Here is a 24527-nt window from a genome sequence, read left to right as displayed (position 1 = left end):
GGTCCTAGATGCCACCGCTTGCCGAGTACCACGGCCCAGATACCCAAGGCCCAGATACCCAAGGCCCCCTGCTGTCTCGCTACGAGGCACTGCTGGCGATGACCGAACGGATGCTGTCACTGGCCGCTGACCACGCCTGGGACGAGCTGATTGCTATTGAGGGCGACTATGTCAGCCAGGTTGCCGCTCTCGACAGCGCTGCACGTGATGGAGCGACACTCGATGGCGCGGCACCGATGGCAAGCCTCGACGCCGACGAGCGCCAGCGCCTGGGCAGCCTGCTGGAGGCCATTCTGGTCAATGATCTGGCGCTGCGAGAAAAGCTGGTTCACCGCCGTGACGAACTCGGCGAACTGCTCAAGGTGTCGCGCAACCAGCAGGACCTGCACCGCGCCTACGCCGGTGGCCGGGTGGTCAACGCCGGCACCCGCTTTCGACGCGAGACGCCGTGAGCGGCATCACACCGCTGATCGATACCCTGCTCCACCAGGTGCTGGGCAAGCGTGTCGACGTGCCCCCGACCAAGGACCCCAACGCCCCGGTCCAGCCGGTAGACCCGGGACGGGGGCCAGGCGCGGTCCATAGCGACTCGCGCCTGGACGCACGGCGGCCGCAGCAAGCCGCCGCCACCACCGGCCAGCGCCCGGCAACACCGAACGCCGAGGTCCCCACCGACAGCGATCGTCCCGCCTCCACCATCACCCGCTTGAGCGCACCGGGTGCTCGCATCGCCGAGCTGCTGGCGCGTTTTCCGGCGCCGCCCTCGGCTCTGACATCGACGGGCCCCCTGCTGACGGCGAGCCCCGCCCAACAAGCGGCCCCGAGCGCGTCGCCGTCGACGCTAGGCGCCACACACGGCGCCCCGGCAACCACGGCAACCACGGCGACCAGCGCAACGGCCGGGCTGGCCACTGGCCCGTCGGGGCCCGCCGTCACGATGCTCGCCGAGCGCCTGGGCGAGCGCGTGCGCGACAGCGGCCTGTTCTACGAGTCCCACCTCAATCGCTGGTTTCACGGCAACCTGGACCGCGCCCAGCTGGCACGGGAGCCCCAGATGTGGCGCGCCCTGGTGTTTCGGCCAATGGCCAGCGAGGCGAATGCTCAGACCTCTGGGCACTCCCCCGCTTCAGGCTTTGGTCGGCTGTCTACTCAAGCGGGCGCAATGGCCGGGCAACCGAGCGCTCAACCGAGCTCTCAACCGGGCTCTCAATCGAACATTGCGCCCGCCTTCCCGCTGGCGCCCTGGCGCAGCACCCAGCCGGCCGGCTATCAGCCCAGCCTGGCGACGACGATCGCCGTCGATGCCCAGGGCGCCCAGGGCGTCTCGAGCACGTCGGACGATACCGTCGCCCGTCGCGAGGGCGCATCCCCAAGCGGCGTCCACGAGAGCCTCGCTCCGCTGGTGCGCCACCAGCTCGAGATGCTGGCCACCCCGGTGCTGCGCTGGGAAGGCGACGTCTGGAGCGGACTGTTCATGGCGCTCGCCATTCATCCGCCGCAACGGGAGCCGGATCATCAGGGCGGCGGCAAGGGCCGCGACGACAGCAAGGACGAGGAACACGCCTGGCGCACCGAGCTGGAACTGGAGCTGGCCGAACATGGCTCGCTCAGGGTGTCCGCGCTGCTCGGTGAAGAGCACCTGAGCCTGCGCCTGGCGACATCCGCCGAGGCCCTGAGGGATCGACTCGAGCAAGGGCGCGATACGCTGATACAGCGCCTCGAGGGTCATGGCTTCGCCCGGGTGGAGCTGACCATCACCGAAGGTGACAGCAGGTCTGCCGAGGAGCTTCCCAAGTGAACGATGACCAACCCACCCCCTCGCGCCGCCATGCGGTGGCGCTGAGCTATGGTGAAAATGATCAGGCACCGAGGGTGATCGCCAAGGGCTACGGCGATATTGCCGAGCGCATCATCGACGAAGCCCGCCGCCAGGGGATCCACGTCCACGACGAACCGGCGCTGGTGGGCCTGTTGATGCAGCTCGATCTGGACGAGCAGATTCCGCCTCGTCTCTACCAGGTGATCGCCGAACTGCTGGTGTGGGTGGGCGAGCTAAATGCGAGCGACTCGCGAAACAGACTGTAATAAAATGTACAGAGCTAATTAAACTTGGTTTTTTTTGGCGTCGTAAATATCGGTTTTCTTTGAATATTCACTTTTCTTGATACACATCATACGGACACCGTTGAAGCTTTTTCCTCCCTCCTGGCTTGCGCCACACTGATAGCAATCGACAATACCTCGAATGGTGGACACGGACCTGACACTTAAACGTCAAAAAGTTCCGATAGTGTCCGTCCGCACCTATTCAGGTATATCGGCAATACCTAAAGCTGGCGATGATCAGCAAAAAAAACGATCAAGGCAGGGAACCCATGAGCAATCAGTCACTGATCGACGAGATTCAGGAGTTGAATCTTGCCTATCTTCTACTGGCCCAACGTCTGTTGGCCGAAGACCGCACCACCGCCCGTCTACGTCTGAACATCAGCGAAGAACAGGCTGAGCTGCTGGAAAGCTTCAATGCACGCCAGCTGACCCGGCTGTCACGCACCAACCAACTGCTCTGCCAACTGGGGCTCGGCTCCACCGAGCAACTGCGTCAGGTGGTGGACAACCCGCGGGAACAGGGCCTGGCTCACCTCCACTCCTCGCTGTTGATGGCCTGCAGCGCGGCCTCTACCGGAGGCGCGCTGACATGAGCACCAAGAGCCTGGTCCAGGAGATGCATCAGGTGCAGCTCGCCATCGACCTGATCGAACTCGGTGCGCGTCTGCAGGTCCTGGAAACCGAGACCGACCTCAGTCGGGCCCGCCTGATCCGGCTGTTCAAGGAGGTCCGCGGCATGTCACCGCCCAAGGGCATGCTGCCGTTTTCCACCGACTGGTTCATCACCTGGCTGCCGAACATCCACTCGTCGCTGTTCTATGCCTTCTATCAGCGCCTGCAGGACCAGGGATGCGAGCGCATGGAGGCCTTCGTCAAGGCCTACCGGCTGTACACCGAGCAGATCGACATCGACGCCGCCGAGCCGGTGCTGGGGCTGACCCGGGCCTGGACGCTGATCCGCTTTTTTGAAAGCGACCTGCTGCAGTTGACGCCCTGCACCCGCTGTCATGGCAACTTCGTGGCCCACGCTCACTCGCCGAGCCACGACTACGTCTGCGGCATCTGCCAGCCACCGTCCCGCGCCGGCAAGACCCGCCGTCGCCAGGCGCAGAAGGACGAGGCCGCCAAGGCCGCAGAGACGCCAGCGATTGCAGGGCCGGTCAAGCATCTGGCGTGACCCCTCTTTACCACCGCAGGCCGCAGGGCCGCTCCTCGTCGGAGCGCCCTGCGGCAGTCCAGTCCACGGTTTTCCGCCCTACGTCTCTCGACCTGCATCCTCGCTCCGTCTCCACTTTCTCCCCTTCTCCGCTCTCTCCCCCTTCTTCCTTGGGCCCACCGAACCTGCATATTTTTTCGTTGAACGGTGATTTCACGGCTCAAGTCTGTCGCCGGCACGCCGATAACTGAAGCAGAACGTCTTCCACGTCTCTGCAAAGGATAGTCGTCGTGCTGATACCTATTGGATTCGCGGTCGTGCTGCTGTCGGTATTCGGGGGCTTCGTGCTCTCCGGCGGCAGCCTCGGCCCGCTGTTCCAGCCGACCGAACTGCTGATGATCGGTGGCGCCGGCGTTGGCGCCTTCATCGCCTCCAACCACGGCAAGGCGCTCAAGGCGACCTTCCGCATCTTTCCTCGCCTGAGGCGTTCCAAGCGCTACGACAAGGCTATGTACATGGAGCTGATGGCGTTGCTTTACCGGCTGCTGGCCAAGGTGCGCCGCGACGGCATGCTGGGCATCGAGCGCGACATCGACAATCCCGCCGAAAGTGCGCTGTTCAGCGAGTACCCCAAGGTCGTCGCCGACCCGATGATCATGAACTTCCTGACCGACTACCTTCGCCTGATGGTGGCCGGCAGCATGGACCCGATGGAAATCGACGAGCTGATGCTCCACGAGATCGAGATGTTCGAGCAGGAGGCGCATATTCCTGCCGACGCCATCGCCAAGGTCGGCGATTCCATGCCCGCCTTCGGGATCGTCGCCGCGGTGATGGGGGTGGTGAAGGCGCTGAGCGTCACCGCCGCCGATCCCGCCGAGATGGGGGTGATGATCGCTCACGCCCTGGTCGGCACCTTCCTCGGCATCCTGCTCGGCTATGGCTTCATCAGCCCGCTGGCCTACCGCATCGAACGCCAGACCGGCGAGTCGATCAAGATGCTGCAGTGCCTGAGGGTCACCCTGCTGGCCAGTCTGCACGGCTATCCGCCGCAGCTGGCGGTGGAGTTCGGCCGCAAGGCGCTGCACACCAGCGAACGCCCGAGCTTCAAGGAGCTCGAGGACCATGTGCGTGACGCCAAGGCCAGCGCGGGGGCCGCATGAGCAGCCCCAACCAGCGCCGACCGATCATCATCCGCCGCAAGAAGGTGGTGCATCGCCACCATGGCGGTAGCTGGAAGATCGCCTTGGCTGACTTCATGACGGCGCTGATGGCGCTGTTTCTGGTGATGTGGATCCTGTCTTCCGCCAGCCGCGAGACCCGCGAGGGCGTGGCCGACTACTTCAGCATGCCGCTGCTGGCCGCCATGACCAATGGCGACAGCGTGGCCATGAGCCCCCAGGTCATCCCCGGCGGTGGGCCCGACGTGACCAGCCAGCAGGGCGAGCGCATGCGCATCGACCTCAAGCGCCAGACCCGCCCCAGCGAGCAGCAACGACGCGCCTTCCGTGACCTGCAGCAGCGCATCGAGCTGGCCATCCAGCAGGACCCCAGTCTGCGCGGACTGCGTGACCAGCTGCGCTTCGACATGACCCAGGAGGGGCTGCGCATCCAGTTACTGGACGACGAGCAGCGGCCGATGTTTGCCCTCGGCAGCGACCGCGTGGCGCCCTACCTGCGCAATCTGCTGCGCACCATGGCGCCGCTGCTCAACGACCTGCCCAACGACCTGAGCATCAGTGGCCATACCGACAGCCTGGCCTACCTGAACGGCCGGGGCGGCTACAGCAACTGGGAGCTTTCCTCGGACCGCGCCAACGCCTCGCGCCGGGAGCTACTCGATGGCGGCCTCGAGGGCGACAAGCTGCTGCGGGTGGCAGGCCTCGCCGACCAGGTGGTGATGCCTGGCACCGACGCCGATGACCCGATCAATCGACGTATCGAACTGGTGGTGCTGTTTCCCAGCGTCGCCGAGCTGATTCGCCACCCCGGCACCCTCGATCCGCGAGCCCCCAGGCCCGCCAGGGGCGGCGGTGAGGCCCAGCTCGCCGGTCCCCTCGAGGACATCGAGGCACGCTTTCACACCGCCCTGGCCAATTCCCCAGCGTCGCCGCCAGACGAGCCGCACTGAACCAGAACAAGGGTGACACAGGCATGGATATCACCGACTTCTACGACACCTTCTTCGAGGAAGCCGAAGAACTGCTGGCGGACATGGAACGCCATCTGCTGGAGCTGGATCCAGCAGCGCCGGACACCGAGCAGCTTAACGCCATCTTCCGCGCCGCCCACTCGATCAAGGGCGGCGCCGGTACGTTCGGCTTCGAGATCCTGCAGCGCACCACCCACCTGTTCGAGAACCTGCTCGACCATACCCGGCGCGGCGAGCTGCGCCTTCGCCCCGACATCGTCGACACCTTTCTGGAAACCAAGGACATGCTCAACGACCAGCTCGACGCCTACCGCAACGAACAGGCGCCGGACCAGGAGGCCTACGAGCGCATCTGTCAGACCCTGAAGACCCTGGCACTGGAGGAGATTGGCCAGGCCTTGGACGGCGGCGCCGAGCCTGCGGCACCTGCGGCGGCGGAAGCGGCTGATCCGGCCCCCGCCCCGGCGGCGACGGCTCCGCCCGCCGACTCGCCCGCGGATCAAGCCGCCACCAGTGAAGCGCCGGCACAGGACGACGGCACGGCCCTGGTGGTGGCGCTGATCGGCGTGGCCGACAAGGACCGCGAGCTGCTGGTGGAAGAGCTGGCCCAGCTCGGCGAGGTGCTGGAGCGACGCGGCGACGCCCAGCGCCATGAGGTGGTGCTGTCCACCAGCGTCAGCGCCGAGGATATCGAGGCGGTGATGTGCTTTATCGCCGAGGCCCACCAGGTCGAGATAGGTCCCTGCCGGAGTGTCGCTGGCACTGCCCCTGCTACCGGCACTGACAGCGCCCCGGAAAGCGCCGGCGGCGGCGCCGGCGACAGCGCAGAAAAAGCCCCCGCCGCCCCAGCGCCTGAGGCCGAGCCAGCCCCAGCGACGCCCGCCACTGATGCCGGCCCCGCCGCCACTGCTGCTGCCACGACCACGGATGCCGGCTCGTCCCCGCCGCGCCAGCAGCGCAAGGCCAGCGCCAAGCCGGTCAAGGAGGCCAGCTCCATCCGCGTCTCGGTGGACAAGGTCGACCAGATCATCAACCTAGTCGGTGAGCTGATCATCACCCAGTCGATGCTCGACCAGACCGTCAGCGAGCTCGACGCCGCCGCCGATCCGCGCCTGCTCAACGGCATGAGCCTGTTGCAGCGCAATGCGCGGGATCTGCAGGAGGCGGTGATGTCGGTCCGCATGGTGCCGATGGACTACGTCTTCAGCCGTTACCCAAGGCTGGTCCGCGACCTGGCCTCCAAGCTCGACAAGGACGTGGAGCTGACCACCGAGGGCGAGTCCACCGAGCTCGACAAGAGCCTGACCGAACGCATCATCGACCCCCTGACCCACCTGGTGCGCAACAGCCTGGACCACGGCATCGAGTCGCCCGAGGCGCGTCTTGCCGCCGGCAAGCCGGCGACCGGGCGGCTGACCCTGTCGGCCCAGCACCAGGGCGGCAACATCCTGATCGAGGTGATCGACGACGGCGCCGGCCTGGACCGCGAGCGCATCCTGGCCAAGGCCCGCGAAAGCGGCCTGAACGTCTCCGACGCGATGAGCGATGACGAGGTGTGGCAGCTGATCTTCGCCCCCGGATTCTCCACCGCCGCCCAGGTCAGCGACGTCTCCGGCCGCGGGGTCGGCATGGACGTGGTCAAGCGCAACATCCAGGCCATGGGCGGTCACGTCGAGATCCTGTCGCGCCAGGGCCAGGGCACCACCACCCGCATCGTGCTGCCGCTGACCCTGGCGATCCTCGACGGCATGTCGATTCGGGTCGGCGAGGAGACCTTCATCCTGCCGCTGTCGGCGGTGCTGGAGTCGCTGCAGCCCTCCCGCGACAACCTCTACGCCATGGCCGGCGACGACCAGGTGCTGCAGGTGCGCGACGAGTACCTGCCGGTGGTGGCGGTCCATTCGGCGCTGGACGTGGCCAACGCCCGCACCGAGATCACCGAGACCATCGCCGTCATCGTCCAGGGCGAAGGGCGCCGCTACGCCCTGCTGGTGGACGACCTGATCGGCCAGCAGCAGGTGGTGGTCAAGAACCTGGAAACCAACTACCGGCGAGTGCCGGGCGTGTCCGCCGCCACCATCCTGGGTGACGGCAGCGTGGCGCTGATCCTGGACATCGCCGACCTGCACCGCCTCGACCGCGAGAAGAAGCAGCGACGCCACCACGATACTCGCGGCGCCCACCTTTTGCCTGAATCCCAGCCCCTGACGGAGGACCTTTCAGCATGAACCAGCACACCGATCTGGCAGCACAGGCGGCCACCGACCTGAGCCATCGTGAATTCCTCGTGTTCTCCCTGGGCGACGAGGAATACGCCATCGACATCCTCAAGGTCCAGGAGATCCGCGGCTACGAGAACGTCACCCGCATCGCCAACGCCCCGGCCTTCATCAAGGGCGTGACCAATCTGCGCGGCGTCATCGTTCCCATCGTCGATCTGCGCATCAAGTTCCGCCTGGAGCGGGTCGAGTACGGCGGCCAGACCGTGGTGATCGTGGTCAACGTGGGCACCCGCGTGGTGGGCATCGTGGTCGATGCGGTATCCGACGTGATGACCCTGGCCCCGGAACAGATCAAGCCGGCCCCGGAGTTCGGCGTGACCCTGTCGTCGGACTACCTGAGCGGCCTGGGCAGCCTCGAGGACCGCATGCTGGTGCTGGTGGACATCGACAAGCTGTTGACCAGCGACGAAATGGCCCTGGTCGAACACGCCGGTGACAGCGCCTGACGCCCTCTGCTCCCGATCTATCCGGTCCCTGGACCCTTGAAACGACGCCCGTACAGGAAAGGCACGTGAAGCGACTCAATGACATGACGGTAAGGCTGAGCTGGACGCTGGTACTGGGCACCTTCGCCCTGCTGGTGGCGCTGCTCAGCGCCCTCGGCCTCTATATCACCTCGCTCAGCGAAGACTCGATCCAGCGCCTGAACGAGGTCAACGTCGACCAGCAATCCGCCCTCAACCGGGCCAACTCCCAGCAACTCTTCCTGCAGCTCGAACTGCGCGACATCCAGGCCGGACTGCTCGACGCGGTGTGGCCGGAGGAGCGGGAACCGCTGATCGAGGCAGCGGCTGCCCTCGACGACGACCTGGCCACCCTGGAGGCCACCTTCGCCGAGTTCATGGCACTGCCGAGCCGCCCCGAACAGGCCGAGCGCATCGCCGCGGTGGAAGCGGCCTTCCGCGCCCTGGTCGACCAGGGGCTGGTCCCGCAGCGGGCGGCGCTGGCAGAGGGCGACACCGACGCCTTCACCCAGAATCGTGAAGGCCTGATCGCGCTCAGCGACGCCTTCTACCAGGCAGCCGTGGACTTCTTCGTCGCCGCCGAGAGCAACGGCGCCGCGCTCTACGACACCTTCCTCGAGAACATGGGGCTGCTGCAGTGGGCCATCGTCGCCGTGCTGATCGTCGCCGCCCTGACCATCGGTTGCGTGCTGTGGGGTGTCACGGTCAACGTGATTCGTCCGCTGGGGCGGCTGGTCGGCTACTTCGAGGCGGTGGAGTCCGGTCGCCTGGACCAGCAGATTCCCGAGCGCGGCAACAACGAGATCGGCCGTCTCTACGCCTCCCTGGCCAAGATGCAGGCGGGGCTGGCCGGCACCGTGGGCGCGGTACGCGACAGCGGCAACCTGATCTACCAGGGTGCCCAGCATATCGCCGGCGGCAACAACGACCTGTCCGCCCGCACCGAACAGCAGGCCGCCTCGCTGGAGGAGACCGCCTCGAGCATGGAGGAGCTGTCCTCCACCGTCAGCCAGAACGCCGACAACGCCCGCCAGGCCAGCCAACTGGCCAACGAAGCGAGCAGCGCCGCCGGCCGCGGCGGCGAGGTGATGCAAAGCGTGGTCACCACCATGCACGACATCCGCTCGGGCTCTCATCGCGTCGCCGACATCGTCGGCACCATCGACGCCATCGCCTTCCAGACCAACATCCTGGCGCTGAACGCCTCGGTGGAGGCGGCGCGTGCCGGCGAGCACGGCCGCGGCTTTGCGGTGGTCGCCGAGGAAGTGCGCAAGCTGGCCAGCCGCTCGTCGGAGGCGGCCCGCGAGATTCGCGAGCTGATCGACGCCTCGCTGAATCAGGTCGGCTCGGGCACCGAACTGGTGGATGAGGCCGGCCAGGTGATGCAGGAACTGGTCACCTCGGTCGCTCGCGTCAGCGACATCATGGACGAGATCGCCTCGGCCACCAGCGAGCAGAGCCACGGCATCGGCCAGGTCAACGACGCCATCAACCAGATGGAACAGGTGACCCAGCAGAACGCCCAGATGGTGCAGCAGGCCGCCTCGGCCTCCAACCAGCTCGAGGCCGAGGCCAGCCGTCTGGCCGCCACCATGAGCCGCTTCCAGCTGGCCGACAGCGGGGCCGATGCCGACCACAGCCAGGACGAACTGGCCCGCTGGATGCCGGCACTGCGATCGAGCCAGCGCGACGCCGAGGCCAGCCGCCACGCCGGGCAAAGACCCGGAGCCGGCCAGACCAACAGCAACACCAGTACCAGCACCAGCCAGCACGACAGCAGCAGCGACGACGAGTGGGAGTCGTTCTGACGACCTCACTCAGGGCTGCCCGGGGACACCCCTAATGACCTCGGGCAGCACCCGCGACAACCACACAAGAAAACGACCATGCAGGGGGCAAGATGCGAAACAATCAACCGACCACCCAGCGGGAATTCGTGCTCGATGACGATCATTTCCTGATCTCCCGCACCGACCTCCAGGGCCGGATCACCTACGCCAACCCGGCCTTCGTCGAGGTCAGCGGCTTTGCCCGCGACGAACTGATCGGCGAACACCACAACGTGGTGCGCCACCCCGAGATGCCGCCGGCCGCCTTCGCCGACCTGTGGAAGTGCCTCCAGGCCGGCAGGACCTGGCAGGGACTGGTCAAGAACCGCCGCAAGAACGGCGACTACTACTGGGTCAGGGCCAGCGTCTCGCCGCTGGAAGAGGGCGGCGAGGTGGTCGGCTACGCCTCGGTGCGGGTCAAGGCGTCGAGTGACGAGATCGCCCTGGCCGAGCGCGCCTACGCCGACTACCGCGCCGGCAAGCGCCGCCCCCGCTACGCCCTGCGCCAGGGCCAGCTGCGCCGGCGCGGGCTTTTCGGCGCCCTGGGACGGCTGAACCTCAAGAGCATGAAGGCGCGTCTGATCGGGCTGATCGGGGTGGCGGCGGTGCTGCTGGCGGCCAGCGGTGCGATCGGGCTCTACGCCGAGCGTCAGTCGGTGGGCTATTTGGCGTCCATCCACCAGGACGGCCTGCAGGACGTGGCCAGCCTGCAGCGCATGGATCAACTGATCACCCAGGGGTATTCGTCGCTGGTGGGCAAGGAGCGCATGGCGCTGATGGACAAGCGTGAGGAGCACGCCGCCGAGCTTTCGGTGATCCAGCAGAGCCTCGGCGGACTGTGGGAGCGCTATCGCGAGCGCGAGGTCAACCAGACCGCCCTGGCCGACATCTTCGAGCGCCAGCTCAATGAGTACCTGGAGAACTCCCTGGGCAAGTCGATCGAGATCCTCACGGGTGAAGACAGCTATGAGGTGTTCGTCGCCCTGCCCAACCACATCGGCGTGGTAGAGGCCGAGGGCAAGGCGCTGTCCGATCGGGTCACCACCCTGATCCAGGACAAGCAGGCCGCCGCCAACGCCCTGGCGGCAAAAGCCAGTCAGATGCAGCAGACCATGCTGATGGTGCTGGCCGGGGTGCTCGGTGCGGGCCTTTTGCTGCTGGTGCTGATCGGTGGCCTGACCCTGCGTGCCATGCTCAAGCCGCTGCGCGAAGTGGAGCGTTTCAGTCTGCAGATCGCCTCAGGCAACCTGGGCGCCGAAGTGCCCAGCGCCCGGCGCGACGAGATGGGCCGCGTGATCGCCGGCCTCGACGTGATGCGCAAGAGCCTCGGCAGCATCATCGGCGACGTCAACAAGGCCATCGGCCAGGTCACCCCGGCGGTGGCCGACATCGCCAGGGGCAACGAGGACCTGTCGGCGCGTACCGAGCAGCAGGCGTCGTCGCTGCAGCAGACCGCCGCCAGCATGGAAGAGATGACCACCACCGTCGCCCACAACAGCGACAACGCGCGTCAGGCCAGTGGTCTTGCCTCGGACAACGCCGAGCGCACCCAGGCCACCAGCGAGCTGATGCAGCGCCTGGTGGGCAACATGGGCGAGATTACCGAGGGCTCGCGCAAGATGGCAGAGATCATCTCCACCATCGATGCCATCGCCTTCCAGACCAATATCCTGGCGCTGAATGCCTCGGTGGAAGCCGCCCGGGCCGGCGAGCAGGGTCGTGGCTTTGCGGTGGTGGCCGGCGAGGTGCGCAAGCTGGCCGGCCGCAGCGCCGACGCCGCCAGCGAGATCCGTGGGCTGATCGACGACGCCAACCAGCGGGTCGACGGCGGCGCCGAGCTGGTGCGCCAGGCCGAAGCCTCCATGACCGAGGTCATGGAAGCCACCACCCGGGTCAATGACATCATGGCGGAGATCACCGCCGCCTCCAACGAGCAGAGCAACGGCATCGTCCAGATCAACCAGGCGGTGACCGAGATGGACCAGGTGACCCAGCAGAACGCCGCCCGTGTCCAGACCTCCGCCGCCGCCGCCTACCAGCTGCGTGCCCACAGCGAGGCACTGGCCTTCGCCATTCGCGCCTTCCGCCTGAAGGGCTCGGCCCAGGAAACGGTGAGCGAGAAGCGCGAGCGTCAGGACCCACGCACCGACGACAGTGCGCCGCGACGCGAGCCGGCGCCAGCCGCCCAGACACACCATGAGGAGTGGGAAGCCTTTTGAACGAGCCCCTGGCACCACCAGGCAGCTGGAGCACGAGCGAGGGGATCCCCTCGCTCGAGCGTGACCTGCTGCTGACCGAGCGCGACTTCAGCCGCATTCGTCAGCTGATCCATGAGCGGGCCGGCATCGTGCTGGCCGAGCACAAGCGCGAGATGGTCTACAGCCGTCTGGCCAAGCGCCTGCGCCATCATGGTCTGACCCGCTTCAGCGACTATCTGGAAAGACTCGAACGACGTCCGGATGCCAGGGAATGGGAGGCGTTCACCAATGCCTTGACCACCAATCTGACGGCCTTCTTCCGTGAGGCCCACCATTTTCCGCTGCTGGCCGAGCACGCCAGTGGTCGTACCGGCGGTTACCGAGTGTGGTGTGCCGCCGCCTCCACCGGCGAGGAGCCCTACTCCATCGCCATGACGTTGAGCGATGTCTTCAGCGGCAATACCGGCAAGTTCGAGGTCATCGCCACCGATATCGACACCGACGCCCTGGCCCGGGCCCGCGCCGGGGTCTACAGCATCGAGCAGCTCGCGCGGCTGGACGAGGGCCTCAAGCGGCGCCACTTCCTGCGTGGCAAGGGCCGCCACGAGGGCATGGCGCGGATTCATCCCGACGTCAGCCAACGTGTTGCGTTCCAGTCGCTCAACCTGCTCGCCCCGAGCTGGGGCATGGAAGGCAAGTTTGACGCGATCTTCTGTCGAAACGTGATGATCTACTTCGACAAGCCGACCCAGACGCGGATCCTCGACCGCTTTGCACCGCTGCTCAAGCCCGACGGCCTGCTGTTCGCCGGCCATTCGGAGAACTTCTCCCAGATCAGCGACGCCTTCCGTCTGCGTGGCCAGACCGTCTATCGACTGGCCGGGCGCTGAACGACGTCTAAAGATCCCTTTCCGGTCGCCGATAACACAGATACTGGCCCATCCCCCTAGGAGAGCTGCTTGAGCGCCCCCAAGATCAAGGTGTTGTGCGTCGATGACTCGGCCCTGATTCGCAACCTGTTGAAGGAAATCATCCAGTCCCAGGCGGACATGGAGGTCGTGGCGGTGGCGCCCGATCCGCTGGTGGCGCGGGATCTGATCAAGCGCCACAACCCGGACGTGCTGACCCTGGACGTGGAAATGCCGCGCATGGATGGCCTCGACTTTCTCGAGCGGTTGATGCGGCTGCGCCCGATGCCGGTACTGATGGTGTCGTCGCTGACCCAGGCCGGCTCCGACATCACCCTGCGCGCACTGGAGCTGGGTGCGGTGGACTTTGTCGCCAAGCCGACCCTGGGCATCCGCGACGGCATGCTCGACTACGCCAATGACATCGCCGCCAAGATCCGCGCCGCGGCACGCTCGCGCCCCCGCCAGACGCGCCCGAACCAGGAGCCGCCCAGGCGCCTGTCGGCACCCATCATCGGCAGCGAGAAGCTGGTCGCCATCGGCGCCTCCACCGGCGGTACCGAGGCCATCCGCCAGGTGCTCGAGCCGCTGCCGGCGGCGAGCCCCGCCATCATCATCACCCAGCATATGCCCGGCGGCTTTACCCGATCCTTCGCCGAGCGCCTGGACCGTCTGTGCCAGATCTCGGTCAAGGAGGCCAGCGACGGCGAGCGCCTGCTGCCCGGCCACGCCTACATCGCCCCGGGTGACATGCACCTGGAGCTGGCCCGCAGTGGCGCCAACTACATCGCCCGACTGCACGACGGACCGCCGGTCAATCGCCACCGCCCCTCGGTGGACGTGATGTTCGACTCGGTGGCACGCCTGGCGGGCGCCAACGCGGTGGGCGTACTGCTCACCGGCATGGGCAAGGACGGAGCCGCCGGCCTTGTGAAGATGCGCCAGGCCGGCGCTTCCACCCTGGCCCAGGACGAAGCCAGCTGCGTGGTGTTCGGCATGCCGCGGGAAGCCATCGCCCTGGGAGGGGCGGACGAAACCGTCGCCTTGCCTGAAGTGGCGCCGAGGATTCTCGCGCTGGTCGCCGCCGCTGGCCGTGCCCAGCGCGTCTGATGGTCGCCCAGGGAAGGGCGTATTCGCTCAAGGAGTTCACCGTGTCACTACTACGCAATATTCGCCTGCACACCCTAATGATCGTGATGCTGGCCAGCCTGCTGGTCGCCTCGGTCATCGGCCTGGGGATCGGCATGCTGAGCAGTCACAAGGCTGCCGACACCCTGTCGCTGCTCAACCGCATCAACGTCGAGCAGCTCAACGCGGTCAATCGCGGTGACGCCCTGCTCAACGAGGCACTGCTGGAGATCGAGGTCGCTGCCACCAGCCAGCAACTGGATCGGCTGGACAAGGCCCAGGAGCTGATCGTCAGTGCCGAGTCCCACTTCGACCGTTTCGCAGCGGTGCCGCGCACCCCCCAGGGCGAGGCCGTCGGCGGGCGCATCGAGGACCGCTACCCGGTGGTCATGGACGGCGCCGTCAAGCTGATCGAGGCACTGCGCGATGGCGACAGCGAAGGCTTCGAGGCCGGTAGCCTGGCGCTTGCCCCCGAACTTGCCGAGCTCAACCAGGCACTCGATGCGTTCAGCAGCTACGCCGACGCCCGCGGCAACACCATCGTCAGCGACTTCGAGCGTCAGTCACGCCTGGACCGCGGGCTGGAGCTGGCGGCCCTGGCGATGATCCTGCTGGCCATCGCCGGCGCCTACCTGCTGTTGAAAAGCCTGGTGATCAAGCCGCTGGCACGGGCGGTAGAGAGCCTGGACGCCATCGCCCACGCCGACCTGTCGCGACCGATCCAGGTGCGGGGCGACAACGAGATCAGCCAGCTATTTCGTGCCATGCAGGAAATGCAGCACAAGCTTGGCCAGACCGTCAGCGAGGTTCGCCGGGGCGGCACACGCATGGCCAGCGGCAGCCACGAGATCGCCTCGGGCAATGTCGATCTGGCGACCCGCACCGAACAGCAGGCGGCCTCCATCGAACAGACCGCCGCCAGCATGGAGCAGCTCACCACCACGGTGTCCCAGAACGCCGACAACGCCGGCCAGGCACGCCATTTGGCAAGCCAGGCTTCAACCACCGCCGAGCAGGGTGGCCAGGTGGTCAGCCAGGTGGTGGAGACCATGGAAACCATCAGCCAGGACTCGCGCCAGATCAGCGAGATCACCGGGATGATCGACGCCATCGCCTTTCAGACCAACATCCTGGCGCTCAACGCCTCGGTGGAGGCGGCACGGGCCGGCGAACAGGGCCGCGGCTTCGCGGTGGTCGCCGGCGAGGTCCGCAGCCTGGCCAGTCGCAGCGCCGAGGCCGCCGGTCGCATCAAGTCGTTGATCGAGACCTCCACCAGCCGCGTCGACGGTGGTACCCGACTCGCCCGCCAGGCCGGCGAGACCATGGCAGAGGTGGTCAGCTCGGTGCGCCGGGTGCTCGACATCGTCGACGAGATCGCCGTGGCCTCCCGCGAGCAGAGCGACGGCATCGGACAGATCGGCCAGGCGGTAGTACAGATGGACCAGACCACCCAGCAGAACGCCTCGCTGGTGCAGCAGGTGTCACGCGCCGCCGAAGACCTGGCGCTGCAGGCGCGCCAGCTGGCCGCCGCGGTGGAAGTGTTCCGTCTGCCAGCAGGGCTCGAGACAGATAGCCCCGTTGCGCTGGCAAGCGCGCCGGGACAGCCGCTGACGCCGAGCGCCAGCAGCAACGCCGGCCCGGAAACCGGCCCTGAAACCGGCTCTGGCAACGACCCTGGCAACGACACACGCCCCGGCTCTCCCCACGGCTCCCCCTACGGCGATGGTCGCCGCGAGCCTGAGGCCCGCGCGAGCCAGCGACACGACGAAACCGAATGGGAGGCCTTCTAGGCCTCCACCCCAAGCGATAACGACGACGAGGACCCGTATCAATGGCCGACAAGAACATGCGCATCCTGGTGGTGGACGACTTTCCCACCATGCGCCGCATCGTGCGCAGCCTGCTCAAGGAGCTGGGCTTCACCAATGTGGAAGAGGCCGAGGACGGCCAGGACGGCCTGGCAAAACTGCGTGAAGGCGGTTTCGACTTCGTGGTCTCCGACTGGAACATGCCCAACCTGGACGGCCTGGAAATGCTCAAGGCCATCCGTGGTGACGATGCCCTGAAGTCACTGCCGGTCCTGATGGTGACCGCCGAGGCCAAGAAGGAAAACATCATCGCCGCGGCGCAAGCCGGCGCCAACGGCTACGTGGTCAAGCCGTTCACCGCCGCCACCCTCGAAGAAAAACTCAACAAGATCTTCGAAAAGCTCGGTATGTGACGCCCTGGCGCCACGAGGAGACAACGATGACACAACAGCAGATCGCCAGCGCCGCCCCCGGGCCCAACGCCCAGGGCGACGACCTGGTCCAGCGCATCGGCCAGCTGACCCGCATGCTGCGTGAAAGCATGCGCGAGCTGGGCCTGGACAAGGAGATCGAAAAGGCCGCAGAGGCCATCCCCGACGCCCGTGACCGCCTTAGCTACGTTGCCACCATGACCGAACAGGCGGCAGAACGCTCGCTCAACGCCATCGACCGCGCCCAGCCGCTGCAGGATAGTCTGAGCGAACACGCCAAGGCGCTGGACGATCGCTGGCAGCAGTGGTTCGACGCCCCCAAGGAGCTCGACGAGGCCCGCGACCTGGTCAGCGACACCCGTGCCTACCTGACGATGGTGCCGGAAAACACCCAGGCCACCCAGAAGGAGCTTTTGGAGATCCTGATGGCCCAGGACTTCCAGGACCTGACCGGCCAGGTGATCAAGCGCATGATGGACGTCATCCGCGAGATCGAGGACCAGCTGGTGCAGGTGCTGATCGACAGCGTGCCCGAGAGCGAAGCCCGTGACAGCCTGCGCCGGCGCAACGAGGATTCATTGCTCAACGGCCCCCAGGTCAAGCCTGAGAGCAACGACGTGGTGGCGAGCCAGGACCAGGTCGACGACCTGCTCGACGAACTGGGTTTCTAGCCGCCTCGCAGAGGGCCGCGCGCCTACCATCTCTTCCCGGGATCAGACAGGGCTTCCCCCATCAGGGGGTAAGCCCTCTTTCTCGTCACCTTTTCGGGCCTTTGAACTGGCCTGCCCAAGGGACAATGGGCCATACCAGAACTTGTGCCCGTTGATCCCCCATGGCCGACAGCTCCAGCGATCAGGAAAAGACCGAAGAGGCCACCCCGCGACGCCTTGAGAAGGCGCGCGAGGAAGGCCAGGTAGCGCGTTCGCGGGAACTCGCCACTTTCATGCTGCTGCTCGGCGGCGTGGTCGGGCTGTGGTCCATGGGTGCCATGCTCTACGGCCAGCTGGGCAGCGTGATGGAGCAGGCCTTCCTGTTCGAGCGCCGCGAGGCCATGGAGACCATGCCGATGCTGTCCCAGGCGCTGGACCTGGGCAGTCGCACCCTGCTTAGCCTGATTCCGCTGTTTCTGCTGCTGACCCTGATCGCGCTGGTGGCGCCGGCGCTGCTCGGCGGCTGGCTGGTGTCGGCCAAGGCGCTCAAGCCCCAGGCGTCGAAGCTGAACCCGGTCAAGGGCCTCAAGCGCATGTTCTCCACCCAGGCCCTGGCGGAGCTGGGCAAGGCCATCGCCAAGTCGGTGCTGGTGGGCGGGGTCGGCCTGGGCTTCGTCTACCTGCATCGGGGTGAGGCGCTGAGCCTGATGGAATTGCCCATCGCCGCGGCGCTGGCGGCATCGATGAAGCTGGCCGCCGAGGCCAGCGCGCTGATGGTGCTGACCCTGGTGGTGGTGATCCTGATCGACGTGCCCTACCAGCTATGGAGCCACGCCAAGAAGCTGCGCATGAGCAAGGAAGAGATCAAGCAGGAGCACAAGGAGTCCGAGGGCGACCCCCAGGTCAAGGGCCGCATCCGCCAGCAGCAGCAGGCCATGGCCCGAGGCCGCATGATGAGCCAGGTGCCCGACGCCGACGTGGTGGTCACCAACCCCACCCACTACGCGGTGGCGCTGAGCTACCGCGAAGGCAGCATGGGCGCACCACGGGTCGTCGCCAAGGGCGCCGACGCGGTGGCCGCGCGCATCCGCGAGCTGGCCGGTGAGGCCGGCGTGCCACTGCTCGAGGCGCCGCCCCTGGCGCGCACCCTGTACCGCCACGTGGATCTGGATCGCGAGATTCCCATGGAGCTCTACACCGCGGTGGCCGAGGTGCTGGCCTGGGCCTTCGGCCTCAAACGCGCCGCCAGCGAAGGCGAGACGCCGCCGCCCGCCCCAGAATCCATCCAGGTGCCCGCCGAACTGGCCGTGGCCGCCTCCACGCCAGAGCGCAATGTGACAGCAGACGAGAGACAACCATGACCCCAGCGCCTGACCACAGCGCCATCGCCAGCCCGGCGGGAGACCACGGATGAAGCCGTTGTCCCAGTACCTGACCCGCCGCGACTGGATGGCCGAGATCCCGATGAAGGTGCTGGCCGGCCCGCTGTTGATCATCATGATCCTGGCGATGATGATCCTGCCGCTGCCGCCCTTCGCCCTGGATGTGCTGTTTACCTTCAACATCGCCCTGGCGGTGATGGTGCTGCTGGTCAGCATGTTCACCGAAAAGCCGCTGGACTTCGCCGCCTTTCCAGCGGTGCTGCTGTTCACCACCCTTCTACGGCTATCGCTCAACGTGGCCTCCACCCGGGTGGTGCTAATGAATGGCCACGAAGGCGGCGACGCCGCCGGCAAGGTCATCGAGGCCTTCGGCCAGTTTCTGGTCGGCGGCAACTTCGCGGTGGGTCTGGTGGTGTTCCTGATCCTGGTGATCATCAACTTCATGGTCATCACCAAGGGCGCCGGGCGCATCGCCGAAGTGGGCGCACGCTTCATGCTCGACGCCATGCCGGGCAAGCAGATGGCCATCGACGCCGACCTCAACGCCGGTCTTATCGGCGAGGAAGACGCCAAGCGACGGCGCGCCGAGGTGGCCCAGGAGGCCGACTTCTACGGTTCCATGGACGGCGCCAGCAAGTTTGTGCGTGGCGACGCCATGGCCGGCCTGATCATCATGGTGGTCAACGTGCTGGGCGGGCTGATGATCGGCCTGATGCAGTACGACATGGCCTTCTCCGACGCCGCCCGCACCTACATCCTGCTGACCATCGGCGACGGACTGGTGGCCCAGATCCCGGCGCTGGTGATCTCCACCGCCGCCGGCGTCACGGTGTCCCGGGTCAACACCGACCAGGACGTCGGCCAGCAGATGATCAGCCAGCTGTTCGTCAATCCCAAGGTGCTGATCCTGGCGGCCGGGGTGATGGGCCTGCTGGGCCTGGTGCCGGGCATGCCCAACCTGGTGTTCCTGCTGTTTACCGTGCTGCTTGCGACCCTGGCCTGGTGGCTGACCCGCCAGTCCGAGAAGCGCCTGGTCGAAGAGCAGGAAAGCACCGCCCCGGCGCCCCCCCCGGAAGCCCCGGAGGCGAGCTGGGACGACGTCCAGCTGGTCGATACCCTGGGCCTGGAGGTCGGCCACCGGCTGATTCCGCTGGTCGACGCGCGCCAACAGGGGGAGCTGCTTGGTCGGATCAAGAGCGTGCGCAAGAAGTTCGCCCAGGAGGTCGGCTTCCTGCCACCGGTGGTGCATATCCGCGACAACCTGGAGCTGGAGGCCTCCACCTACCGGGTCACCCTGAAGGGCGCCGAGATCGGCCGCGCCGAGGCCTGGCCCGGGCGCTGGCTGGCCATCGACCCCGGCCAGGTGTCCGGCGAGCTGGACGGCACCCCGACCCAGGACCCGGCCTTCGGCCTGCCGGCGGTGTGGATCGACGCCAGCCAGCGCGAACGCGCCCAGGTCTACGGCTACACCGTGGTCGACGCCAGCACCGTGGTCGCCACCCACCTGAACCACCTGCTGCACCGCCACGCCTCCGAGATGCTGGGGCGCCAGGAGGTGCAGAAGCTGCTCGACAAGCTCAGCGCGGAGCAGAAGTCGCTGGTCGAGGAGGTGGTGCCCAAGGCGCTGTCGCTGACCGCCTTCACCCGGGTACTGCAGCAGTTGCTGGACGAGGACGTGTCGATCCGTGATCTACGCACCATCCTCGATACCCTGGCCGAGCACGCGCCCCATCAGCAGGACCCCAGCGAGCTGACTGCCCTGGTGCGCATCGCGCTCGGCCGCGCCATCACCCAGCAGTGGTTCGCCGGCCAGGAATCGCTCAACGTCATCGGCCTCGAGCCCCAGCTCGAACAGGTGCTGCACCAGGCCATGAACGGCAACGGCGCCCTGGAGCCGGGTCTGGCCCAGACCCTGATGGACCAGACCGAGGCGGCGCTGGGCCGCCACGAGGCCACCGGCGAGCCGCCAGTGCTGGTGGTCACCCCGAGCCTGCGCCCGGTGCTGGCACGCTTCCTGCGCCGCCGTCTGCGCCATCTGGTGGTGATGTCCCAGGCCGAGATCCCCGACGACCGCATGCTGCGCGTCACCCATCAGGTCGGGGGGATGTGACCATGCTCCCAGCCTTGATCCTTGCCCGGAGAACCCAGTGTGCGCCGAGACGCCTGGCGGCACTCTCCCTGCTGGCGCTGTGGCTGATCGCCAGCGGCGCCCAGGGCTTCCCCGGTGCCTGGACCGCCAACGCCCCGCGCATGACCGTCGCCTCGAGCCAGCTCGACCAGTCGTCGCGACCGCTGACGCCGCCCTCCGCCAGCGTCGAGGGCGTGATCGAGCGGGTGGTGTGGCGCTATCGCACAGCGCCTGGCGCCCGCCTGCAGGGTCGCCTGTGCCATGGACAGCGCTGCCTGCGCCTGAAGGCCGCCCACGGCAGCACCGAACACTTCGCCGGCCTCGACGCTGCCGGCCCCTTCGTCTTTCGTTTTCGTCTCCTGGATGGTGAGTCGCCGCTCGTTGTCGACGGCATGAGCGTGATCGTCAACCACCGTTGAGGCTGTCCCAGAGGAAAGTGCCATGTACACCGCACAAGGCAGAATGGAGCATCAGTCCCAGCTCGAAGCCTACCTCCCCATGGTGCGTCGCCAGGCCCTGGCGCTGCAGGTCAAGCTGCCCGCCGGGGTCGACCTGGATGACCTGATCCAGGCCGGCATCGTCGGCCTGCTGGAGGCGCTGGGGCGCTTCGATGCAAGCCAGGGCGCCCAGTTCACGACCTTCGCCAGCCAGCGGGTGCGCGGCGCCATGCTCGACGAACTGCGCAGCCGCGACTGGCTGCCGCGCAGCGTACGCCGCCAGGCCCGGGCACTGGACGAGGCCACCCGCGAGCTGCAGCAGCGCCTCGGCCGCCCCCCGGAGGAACACGAGATCGCCGAGGCGCTGGACATGGACCTGGTCAGCTACCGACGCCTGTTGAGCGACGTCAACAATGGCCAGCTGATGCCCTTCGAGGAATTGCTCGCCGAAGGCAACGAGCATCGCTTCAGTGACCAAGTCAGCATGGCGCCGCTGGCCGAACTGCTCGACGGCGAACGCCGCGAGGCGCTGGTCGCCGCCATCGCCGAGCTGCCCGAGCGGGAAAAACTGCTGATGGCGCTCTACTACCAGGAGGAGCTCAACCTCAAGGAGATCGGCGCCGTGCTGGGGGTCAGCGAGTCCCGGGTGTGTCAGATCCATAGCCAGGCGGTGAGCCGACTGCGCGCGCGATTAAGCGAGCACTGAGCCGCTCCGACAACTCAGCGAAGAAAGCAAAAGAAGAAAGCGAAAGAAGAAAACCACTGGCAAAACGGCAGGTTAGAAAGAGCGGCCGACTAGAGGGAACAGCCACCCCATAGCCATCTCTTATCAGGATTATCGGACCATTCAATTTATCCAATTGCTCGTTTCTGCGTAAGGTGAGCCCTGTCTTCAGACAATACACCCATCGCTCAAAGGAGACGGGAATGTCCCTGATCAACACCGAAGTCAAGCCGTTCAAGGCCACCGCTTACCACAACGGCGAGTTCGTCGACGTCTCAAGCGACGACATGAAAGGCCAGTGGAGCATCGTCTTCTTCTACCCGGCCGACTTCACCTTCGTCTGCCCGACCGAGCTTGGTGACCTGGCGGACAACTACGAAGAATTCAAGAAGCTGGGCGTCGAGATCTACAGCGTCTCCACCGACACCCACTTCACCCACAAGGCCTGGCACGACAGCTCCGAGACCATCGGCAAGCTGCAGTTCCCGATGATCGCCGACCCGACCCTGACCATCTCGCGCAACTTCGAGGTGCTGATCGAGGAAGACGGCCTGGCCGAGCGTGGCACCTTCGTCATCGATCCCGAGGGCAAGATCCAGATCGTCGAGATCAACGCCGGCAACATCGGCCGCAACGCCGAAGAGCTGCTGCGCAAGGTCAAGGCTGCCCAGTACGTCGCCGCCCACCCCAACGAGGTGTGCCCGGCCAAGTGGAAAGAAGGCGAAGAGACCCTGGCGCCGTCCCTGGACCTCGTCGGCAAGATCTAAGCCTTGTCCGCAAGATCTGGCACTTGTCCGCCAGATCTGACACTTGACCGAAAGTGTCTTGAGCAAGATGTGACTGCGCCAAGGCTGGCTGACTCAGCCTTAGTGTCCCTTGTCGCAGTCACGGCGCCTCGCCAGAGGCGCCCGTCACCCCTGAGGTGACACCCTTTTCCCCACCGGGTCGTTCGTCTCGGTCGTCCTACCAGTCGCTTATGCGAGATCGGGTCCTTCGGCCCGGTGGGGATTCTGCGGCCCAATGATCGGCCAGTTCGCCGATACCGGCACTACGCCCCCGCCGCAGACCACCATTTTCCGATTTTTATCAGGATTGCCGCTGTCATGTTGGACGACTCTCTCAAGCAACAGCTGAAAGCCTATCTCGAACGTGTCACCCGCCCCTTCGAGCTTGTCGCCACCCTCGATGACGGCGACAAGTCCAGGGAACTCCACGGCCTGCTCAGCGACATCGCCGCGCTCAGCGGCCACATCAGCCTGTCCACCGAAGGCACGGACCCACGCACGCCGTCGTTCGCCCTTTATCGTGATGGCGCCCCCACCGGGGTGGTGTTTGCCGGCATCCCCATGGGTCACGAGTTCACCTCACTGGTACTGGCGCTTCTGCAGGTCGGCGGGCATCCGCCCAAGGCCAGCGCCGAGGTGATCGAACAGATCCAGGCGCTGGACGCGGACATGCACTTCGAGACCTACTTCTCGCTGTCCTGCCAGAACTGCCCGGACGTGGTCCAGGCGCTGAACCTGATGGCCATCCTCAATCCGCGGATCTCCCACGACGCCATCGACGGCGCCCTGTTCCAGGACGAGGTCGAGGCCCGCGAGATCATGTCGGTGCCGAGTGTCTACCTCAACGGCGAACCCTTCGACCAGGGCCGCATGACCCTCGAGCAGATCCTGGCCAAGGTCGACACCGGCGCCGAAAAGCGTGAAGCCGAGAAGATCAGCGCCAAGGAGTCCTTCGAGGTGCTGACCATCGGCGGCGGTCCCGCCGGCGCAGCCGCCTCCATCTATGCCGCGCGCAAGGGTATCCGCACCGGCGTCGCCGCCGAGCGCTTCGGCGGCCAGGTGCTCGACACCATGGCCATCGAGAACTTCATCTCGGTGCAGGAGACCGAAGGACCCAAGCTTGCCACCGCGCTTGAAGAGCACGTCAAGCAGTACGACGTCGACATCATGAACCTGCAGCGTGCAGAAGCTCTGGTGCCGTCAAGCGAGCCGGGCGGCGAGCACGAGGTGCGCTTCGCCTCCGGCGCCAGCCTGCGCGCCAAGACGCTGATCCTGGCCACCGGCGCCCGCTGGCGCGAGATGAACGTGCCCGGCGAGGCCGAGTACCGCAACCGCGGAGTGGCCTACTGCCCGCACTGCGACGGCCCGCTGTTCAAGGGCAAGCGCGTCGCGGTCATCGGCGGCGGCAATTCCGGCGTCGAGGCGGCCATCGACCTGGCCGGTATCGTCGCCCACGTGACCCTGTTCGAGTTCATGGACGAGTTGCGTGCCGACGCCGTGCTGCAGAAGAAGCTGCGCAGTCTGCCCAACGTCGAGATCATCTCCGGCGCCCGCACCACCGAGATCAACGGCGACGGCAACCGCGTCACCGGCCTGAGCTATGAAGAACGCGCCAGCGGCGAGCTCAAGCAGGTCGAGCTGGAAGGTGTGTTCGTGCAGATCGGCCTGGTGCCCAACACCGAATGGCTCAAGGACTCGCCGATCGAGCTCTCCGAGCGCGGCGAGATCGTCACCGACGCCCACGGCATGACCTCGGTCCCCGGCATCTTCGCCGCCGGCGACGTCACCACCGTGCCCTACAAGCAGATCGTCATCGCCGTGGGGGCAGGTGCCACCGCCGCCCTCGGCGCCTTCGACTACCTGATTCGTCAGTAAGGTCGAGCCCTCGACCACGACAAAGCTGTGTTCCCTGAAGACACCGTCTGGCTTTCTTGGCCGCGGTGTCCACGACCAGGA

General features: G+C 66.4%; 22 protein-coding genes. All 22 read left to right on the top strand.

Annotated features, from left to right (window positions below; all coding sequences use genetic code 11):
* Positions 1-8 precede the first annotated feature (8 nt).
* The 22 genes from fliT to ahpF all read left to right on the top strand — a co-directional run bounded on the left by fliT (position 9) and on the right by ahpF (position 24446).
* Positions 9-452 carry a flagellar protein FliT gene (fliT, locus tag NFH97_RS09410; RefSeq protein ID WP_045994765.1) on the top strand — a complete coding sequence of 148 codons (444 nt, stop codon included), beginning with the start codon at positions 9-11 and terminating at the stop codon, positions 450-452.
* The gene (gene fliK / locus NFH97_RS09405) at positions 449-1798 is read left to right on the top strand and encodes a flagellar hook-length control protein FliK (protein WP_349624724.1); all 1350 of its coding nucleotides are present in this window, start codon (positions 449-451) and stop codon (positions 1796-1798) included. The genes fliT and fliK overlap by 4 nt, the downstream gene beginning before the upstream one ends.
* Entirely contained in the window at positions 1795-2085 is a 291-nt protein-coding gene (locus NFH97_RS09400; RefSeq protein ID WP_349624723.1) for an EscU/YscU/HrcU family type III secretion system export apparatus switch protein, read from the top strand. Before fliK ends, NFH97_RS09400 begins: the two co-directional genes overlap by 4 nt.
* Positions 2086-2375: 290 nt before the next feature.
* Positions 2376-2702 carry a flagellar transcriptional regulator FlhD gene (locus tag NFH97_RS09395; RefSeq protein ID WP_045994768.1) on the top strand — a complete coding sequence of 109 codons (327 nt, stop codon included), beginning with the start codon at positions 2376-2378 and terminating at the stop codon, positions 2700-2702.
* Positions 2699-3286: a flagellar transcriptional regulator FlhC gene (flhC, locus tag NFH97_RS09390; RefSeq protein WP_045994769.1), complete on the top strand. Its 588-nt coding sequence runs from the start codon at positions 2699-2701 to the stop codon at positions 3284-3286. Before NFH97_RS09395 ends, flhC begins: the two co-directional genes overlap by 4 nt.
* Before the next feature lie 269 nt (positions 3287-3555).
* Positions 3556-4428 carry a flagellar motor stator protein MotA gene (motA, locus tag NFH97_RS09385; RefSeq protein ID WP_045994770.1) on the top strand — a complete coding sequence of 291 codons (873 nt, stop codon included), beginning with the start codon at positions 3556-3558 and terminating at the stop codon, positions 4426-4428.
* On the top strand, positions 4425-5396 hold the full coding sequence (gene motB / locus NFH97_RS09380) for a flagellar motor protein MotB (protein WP_083970640.1): 972 nt from the start codon (positions 4425-4427) through the stop codon (positions 5394-5396). The genes motA and motB overlap by 4 nt, the downstream gene beginning before the upstream one ends.
* A gap of 23 nt (positions 5397-5419) precedes the next feature.
* Positions 5420-7645, top strand: a complete 2226-nt coding sequence (gene cheA, locus NFH97_RS09375; RefSeq protein ID WP_349624722.1) for a chemotaxis protein CheA — start codon at positions 5420-5422, stop codon at positions 7643-7645.
* Positions 7642-8145: a chemotaxis protein CheW gene (locus NFH97_RS09370; RefSeq protein ID WP_108132029.1), complete on the top strand. Its 504-nt coding sequence runs from the start codon at positions 7642-7644 to the stop codon at positions 8143-8145. Before cheA ends, NFH97_RS09370 begins: the two co-directional genes overlap by 4 nt.
* A 65-nt stretch (positions 8146-8210) precedes the next feature.
* The gene (locus tag NFH97_RS09365; protein ID WP_349624721.1) at positions 8211-9971 is read left to right on the top strand and encodes a methyl-accepting chemotaxis protein; all 1761 of its coding nucleotides are present in this window, start codon (positions 8211-8213) and stop codon (positions 9969-9971) included.
* Positions 9972-10063: 92 nt separating this feature from the next.
* Positions 10064-12211: a methyl-accepting chemotaxis protein gene (locus NFH97_RS09360; protein ID WP_349624720.1), complete on the top strand. Its 2148-nt coding sequence runs from the start codon at positions 10064-10066 to the stop codon at positions 12209-12211.
* Positions 12208-13080 carry a CheR family methyltransferase gene (locus NFH97_RS09355; RefSeq protein ID WP_349624719.1) on the top strand — a complete coding sequence of 291 codons (873 nt, stop codon included), beginning with the start codon at positions 12208-12210 and terminating at the stop codon, positions 13078-13080. Before NFH97_RS09360 ends, NFH97_RS09355 begins: the two co-directional genes overlap by 4 nt.
* 69 nt (positions 13081-13149) lie before the next feature.
* On the top strand, positions 13150-14208 hold the full coding sequence (locus NFH97_RS09350) for a protein-glutamate methylesterase/protein-glutamine glutaminase (RefSeq protein WP_045992355.1): 1059 nt from the start codon (positions 13150-13152) through the stop codon (positions 14206-14208).
* Positions 14209-14249: 41 nt separating this feature from the next.
* Positions 14250-16016 (top strand): methyl-accepting chemotaxis protein, encoded by a 1767-nt coding sequence (locus tag NFH97_RS09345; protein WP_349624718.1) that lies wholly within the window; start codon positions 14250-14252, stop codon positions 16014-16016.
* A 41-nt stretch (positions 16017-16057) separates the two neighbouring features.
* Positions 16058-16447 (top strand): chemotaxis response regulator CheY, encoded by a 390-nt coding sequence (gene cheY / locus NFH97_RS09340; protein WP_045992353.1) that lies wholly within the window; start codon positions 16058-16060, stop codon positions 16445-16447.
* 26 nt (positions 16448-16473) lie between these two features.
* Positions 16474-17136 (top strand): protein phosphatase CheZ, encoded by a 663-nt coding sequence (gene cheZ / locus NFH97_RS09335; RefSeq protein WP_213231734.1) that lies wholly within the window; start codon positions 16474-16476, stop codon positions 17134-17136.
* Positions 17137-17297: 161 nt separating this feature from the next.
* Positions 17298-18476 (top strand): flagellar biosynthesis protein FlhB, encoded by a 1179-nt coding sequence (flhB, locus tag NFH97_RS09330; protein ID WP_045992351.1) that lies wholly within the window; start codon positions 17298-17300, stop codon positions 18474-18476.
* A 49-nt stretch (positions 18477-18525) separates the two neighbouring features.
* The gene (gene flhA / locus NFH97_RS09325) at positions 18526-20607 is read left to right on the top strand and encodes a flagellar biosynthesis protein FlhA (protein WP_349624717.1); all 2082 of its coding nucleotides are present in this window, start codon (positions 18526-18528) and stop codon (positions 20605-20607) included.
* Between the two features lie 2 nt (positions 20608-20609).
* Positions 20610-21044, top strand: a complete 435-nt coding sequence (locus NFH97_RS09320; protein WP_052704317.1) for a flagellar protein FlhE — start codon at positions 20610-20612, stop codon at positions 21042-21044.
* Positions 21045-21066: 22 nt separating this feature from the next.
* A complete protein-coding gene (locus NFH97_RS09315) occupies positions 21067-21768 on the top strand; it encodes an RNA polymerase sigma factor FliA (protein WP_349624716.1) in 702 nt (233 codons plus the stop codon).
* A gap of 221 nt (positions 21769-21989) precedes the next feature.
* Entirely contained in the window at positions 21990-22553 is a 564-nt protein-coding gene (ahpC, locus tag NFH97_RS09310) for an alkyl hydroperoxide reductase subunit C (protein WP_045992348.1), read from the top strand.
* Between the two features lie 336 nt (positions 22554-22889).
* Positions 22890-24446, top strand: a complete 1557-nt coding sequence (ahpF, locus tag NFH97_RS09305; protein ID WP_349624715.1) for an alkyl hydroperoxide reductase subunit F — start codon at positions 22890-22892, stop codon at positions 24444-24446.
* Positions 24447-24527: the final 81 nt, after the last annotated feature.

The sequence above is a fragment of the Halomonas sp. SCS19 genome (genome assembly GCF_040147015.1).
GTDB classification, from domain to species: domain Bacteria; phylum Pseudomonadota; class Gammaproteobacteria; order Pseudomonadales; family Halomonadaceae; genus Halomonas; species Halomonas litopenaei.
The sequence above is the reverse complement of the archived record's forward strand: the minus strand, read 5'-3'. Positions and strand labels throughout refer to the sequence as shown.

Excerpts from the sequence above, each read along its gene's own strand:
- fliT (WP_045994765.1), top strand. The coding sequence starts at position 9 with ATGCCACCGCTTGCCGAGTACCACGGCCCAGATACCCAAGGCCCAGAT.
- NFH97_RS09395 (WP_045994768.1), top strand. The coding sequence starts at position 2,376 with ATGAGCAATCAGTCACTGATCGACGAGATTCAGGAGTTGAATCTTGCC.
- flhC (WP_045994769.1), top strand. The coding sequence starts at position 2,699 with ATGAGCACCAAGAGCCTGGTCCAGGAGATGCATCAGGTGCAGCTCGCC.
- motB (WP_083970640.1), top strand. The coding sequence starts at position 4,425 with ATGAGCAGCCCCAACCAGCGCCGACCGATCATCATCCGCCGCAAGAAG.
- cheA (WP_349624722.1), top strand. The coding sequence starts at position 5,420 with ATGGATATCACCGACTTCTACGACACCTTCTTCGAGGAAGCCGAAGAA.
- NFH97_RS09370 (WP_108132029.1), top strand. The coding sequence starts at position 7,642 with ATGAACCAGCACACCGATCTGGCAGCACAGGCGGCCACCGACCTGAGC.
- NFH97_RS09360 (WP_349624720.1), top strand. The coding sequence starts at position 10,064 with ATGCGAAACAATCAACCGACCACCCAGCGGGAATTCGTGCTCGATGAC.
- cheY (WP_045992353.1), top strand. The coding sequence starts at position 16,058 with ATGGCCGACAAGAACATGCGCATCCTGGTGGTGGACGACTTTCCCACC.
- cheZ (WP_213231734.1), top strand. The coding sequence starts at position 16,474 with ATGACACAACAGCAGATCGCCAGCGCCGCCCCCGGGCCCAACGCCCAG.
- flhB (WP_045992351.1), top strand. The coding sequence starts at position 17,298 with ATGGCCGACAGCTCCAGCGATCAGGAAAAGACCGAAGAGGCCACCCCG.
- flhA (WP_349624717.1), top strand. The coding sequence starts at position 18,526 with ATGAAGCCGTTGTCCCAGTACCTGACCCGCCGCGACTGGATGGCCGAG.
- NFH97_RS09320 (WP_052704317.1), top strand. The coding sequence starts at position 20,610 with ATGCTCCCAGCCTTGATCCTTGCCCGGAGAACCCAGTGTGCGCCGAGA.
- NFH97_RS09315 (WP_349624716.1), top strand. The coding sequence starts at position 21,067 with ATGTACACCGCACAAGGCAGAATGGAGCATCAGTCCCAGCTCGAAGCC.
- ahpC (WP_045992348.1), top strand. The coding sequence starts at position 21,990 with ATGTCCCTGATCAACACCGAAGTCAAGCCGTTCAAGGCCACCGCTTAC.
- ahpF (WP_349624715.1), top strand. The coding sequence starts at position 22,890 with ATGTTGGACGACTCTCTCAAGCAACAGCTGAAAGCCTATCTCGAACGT.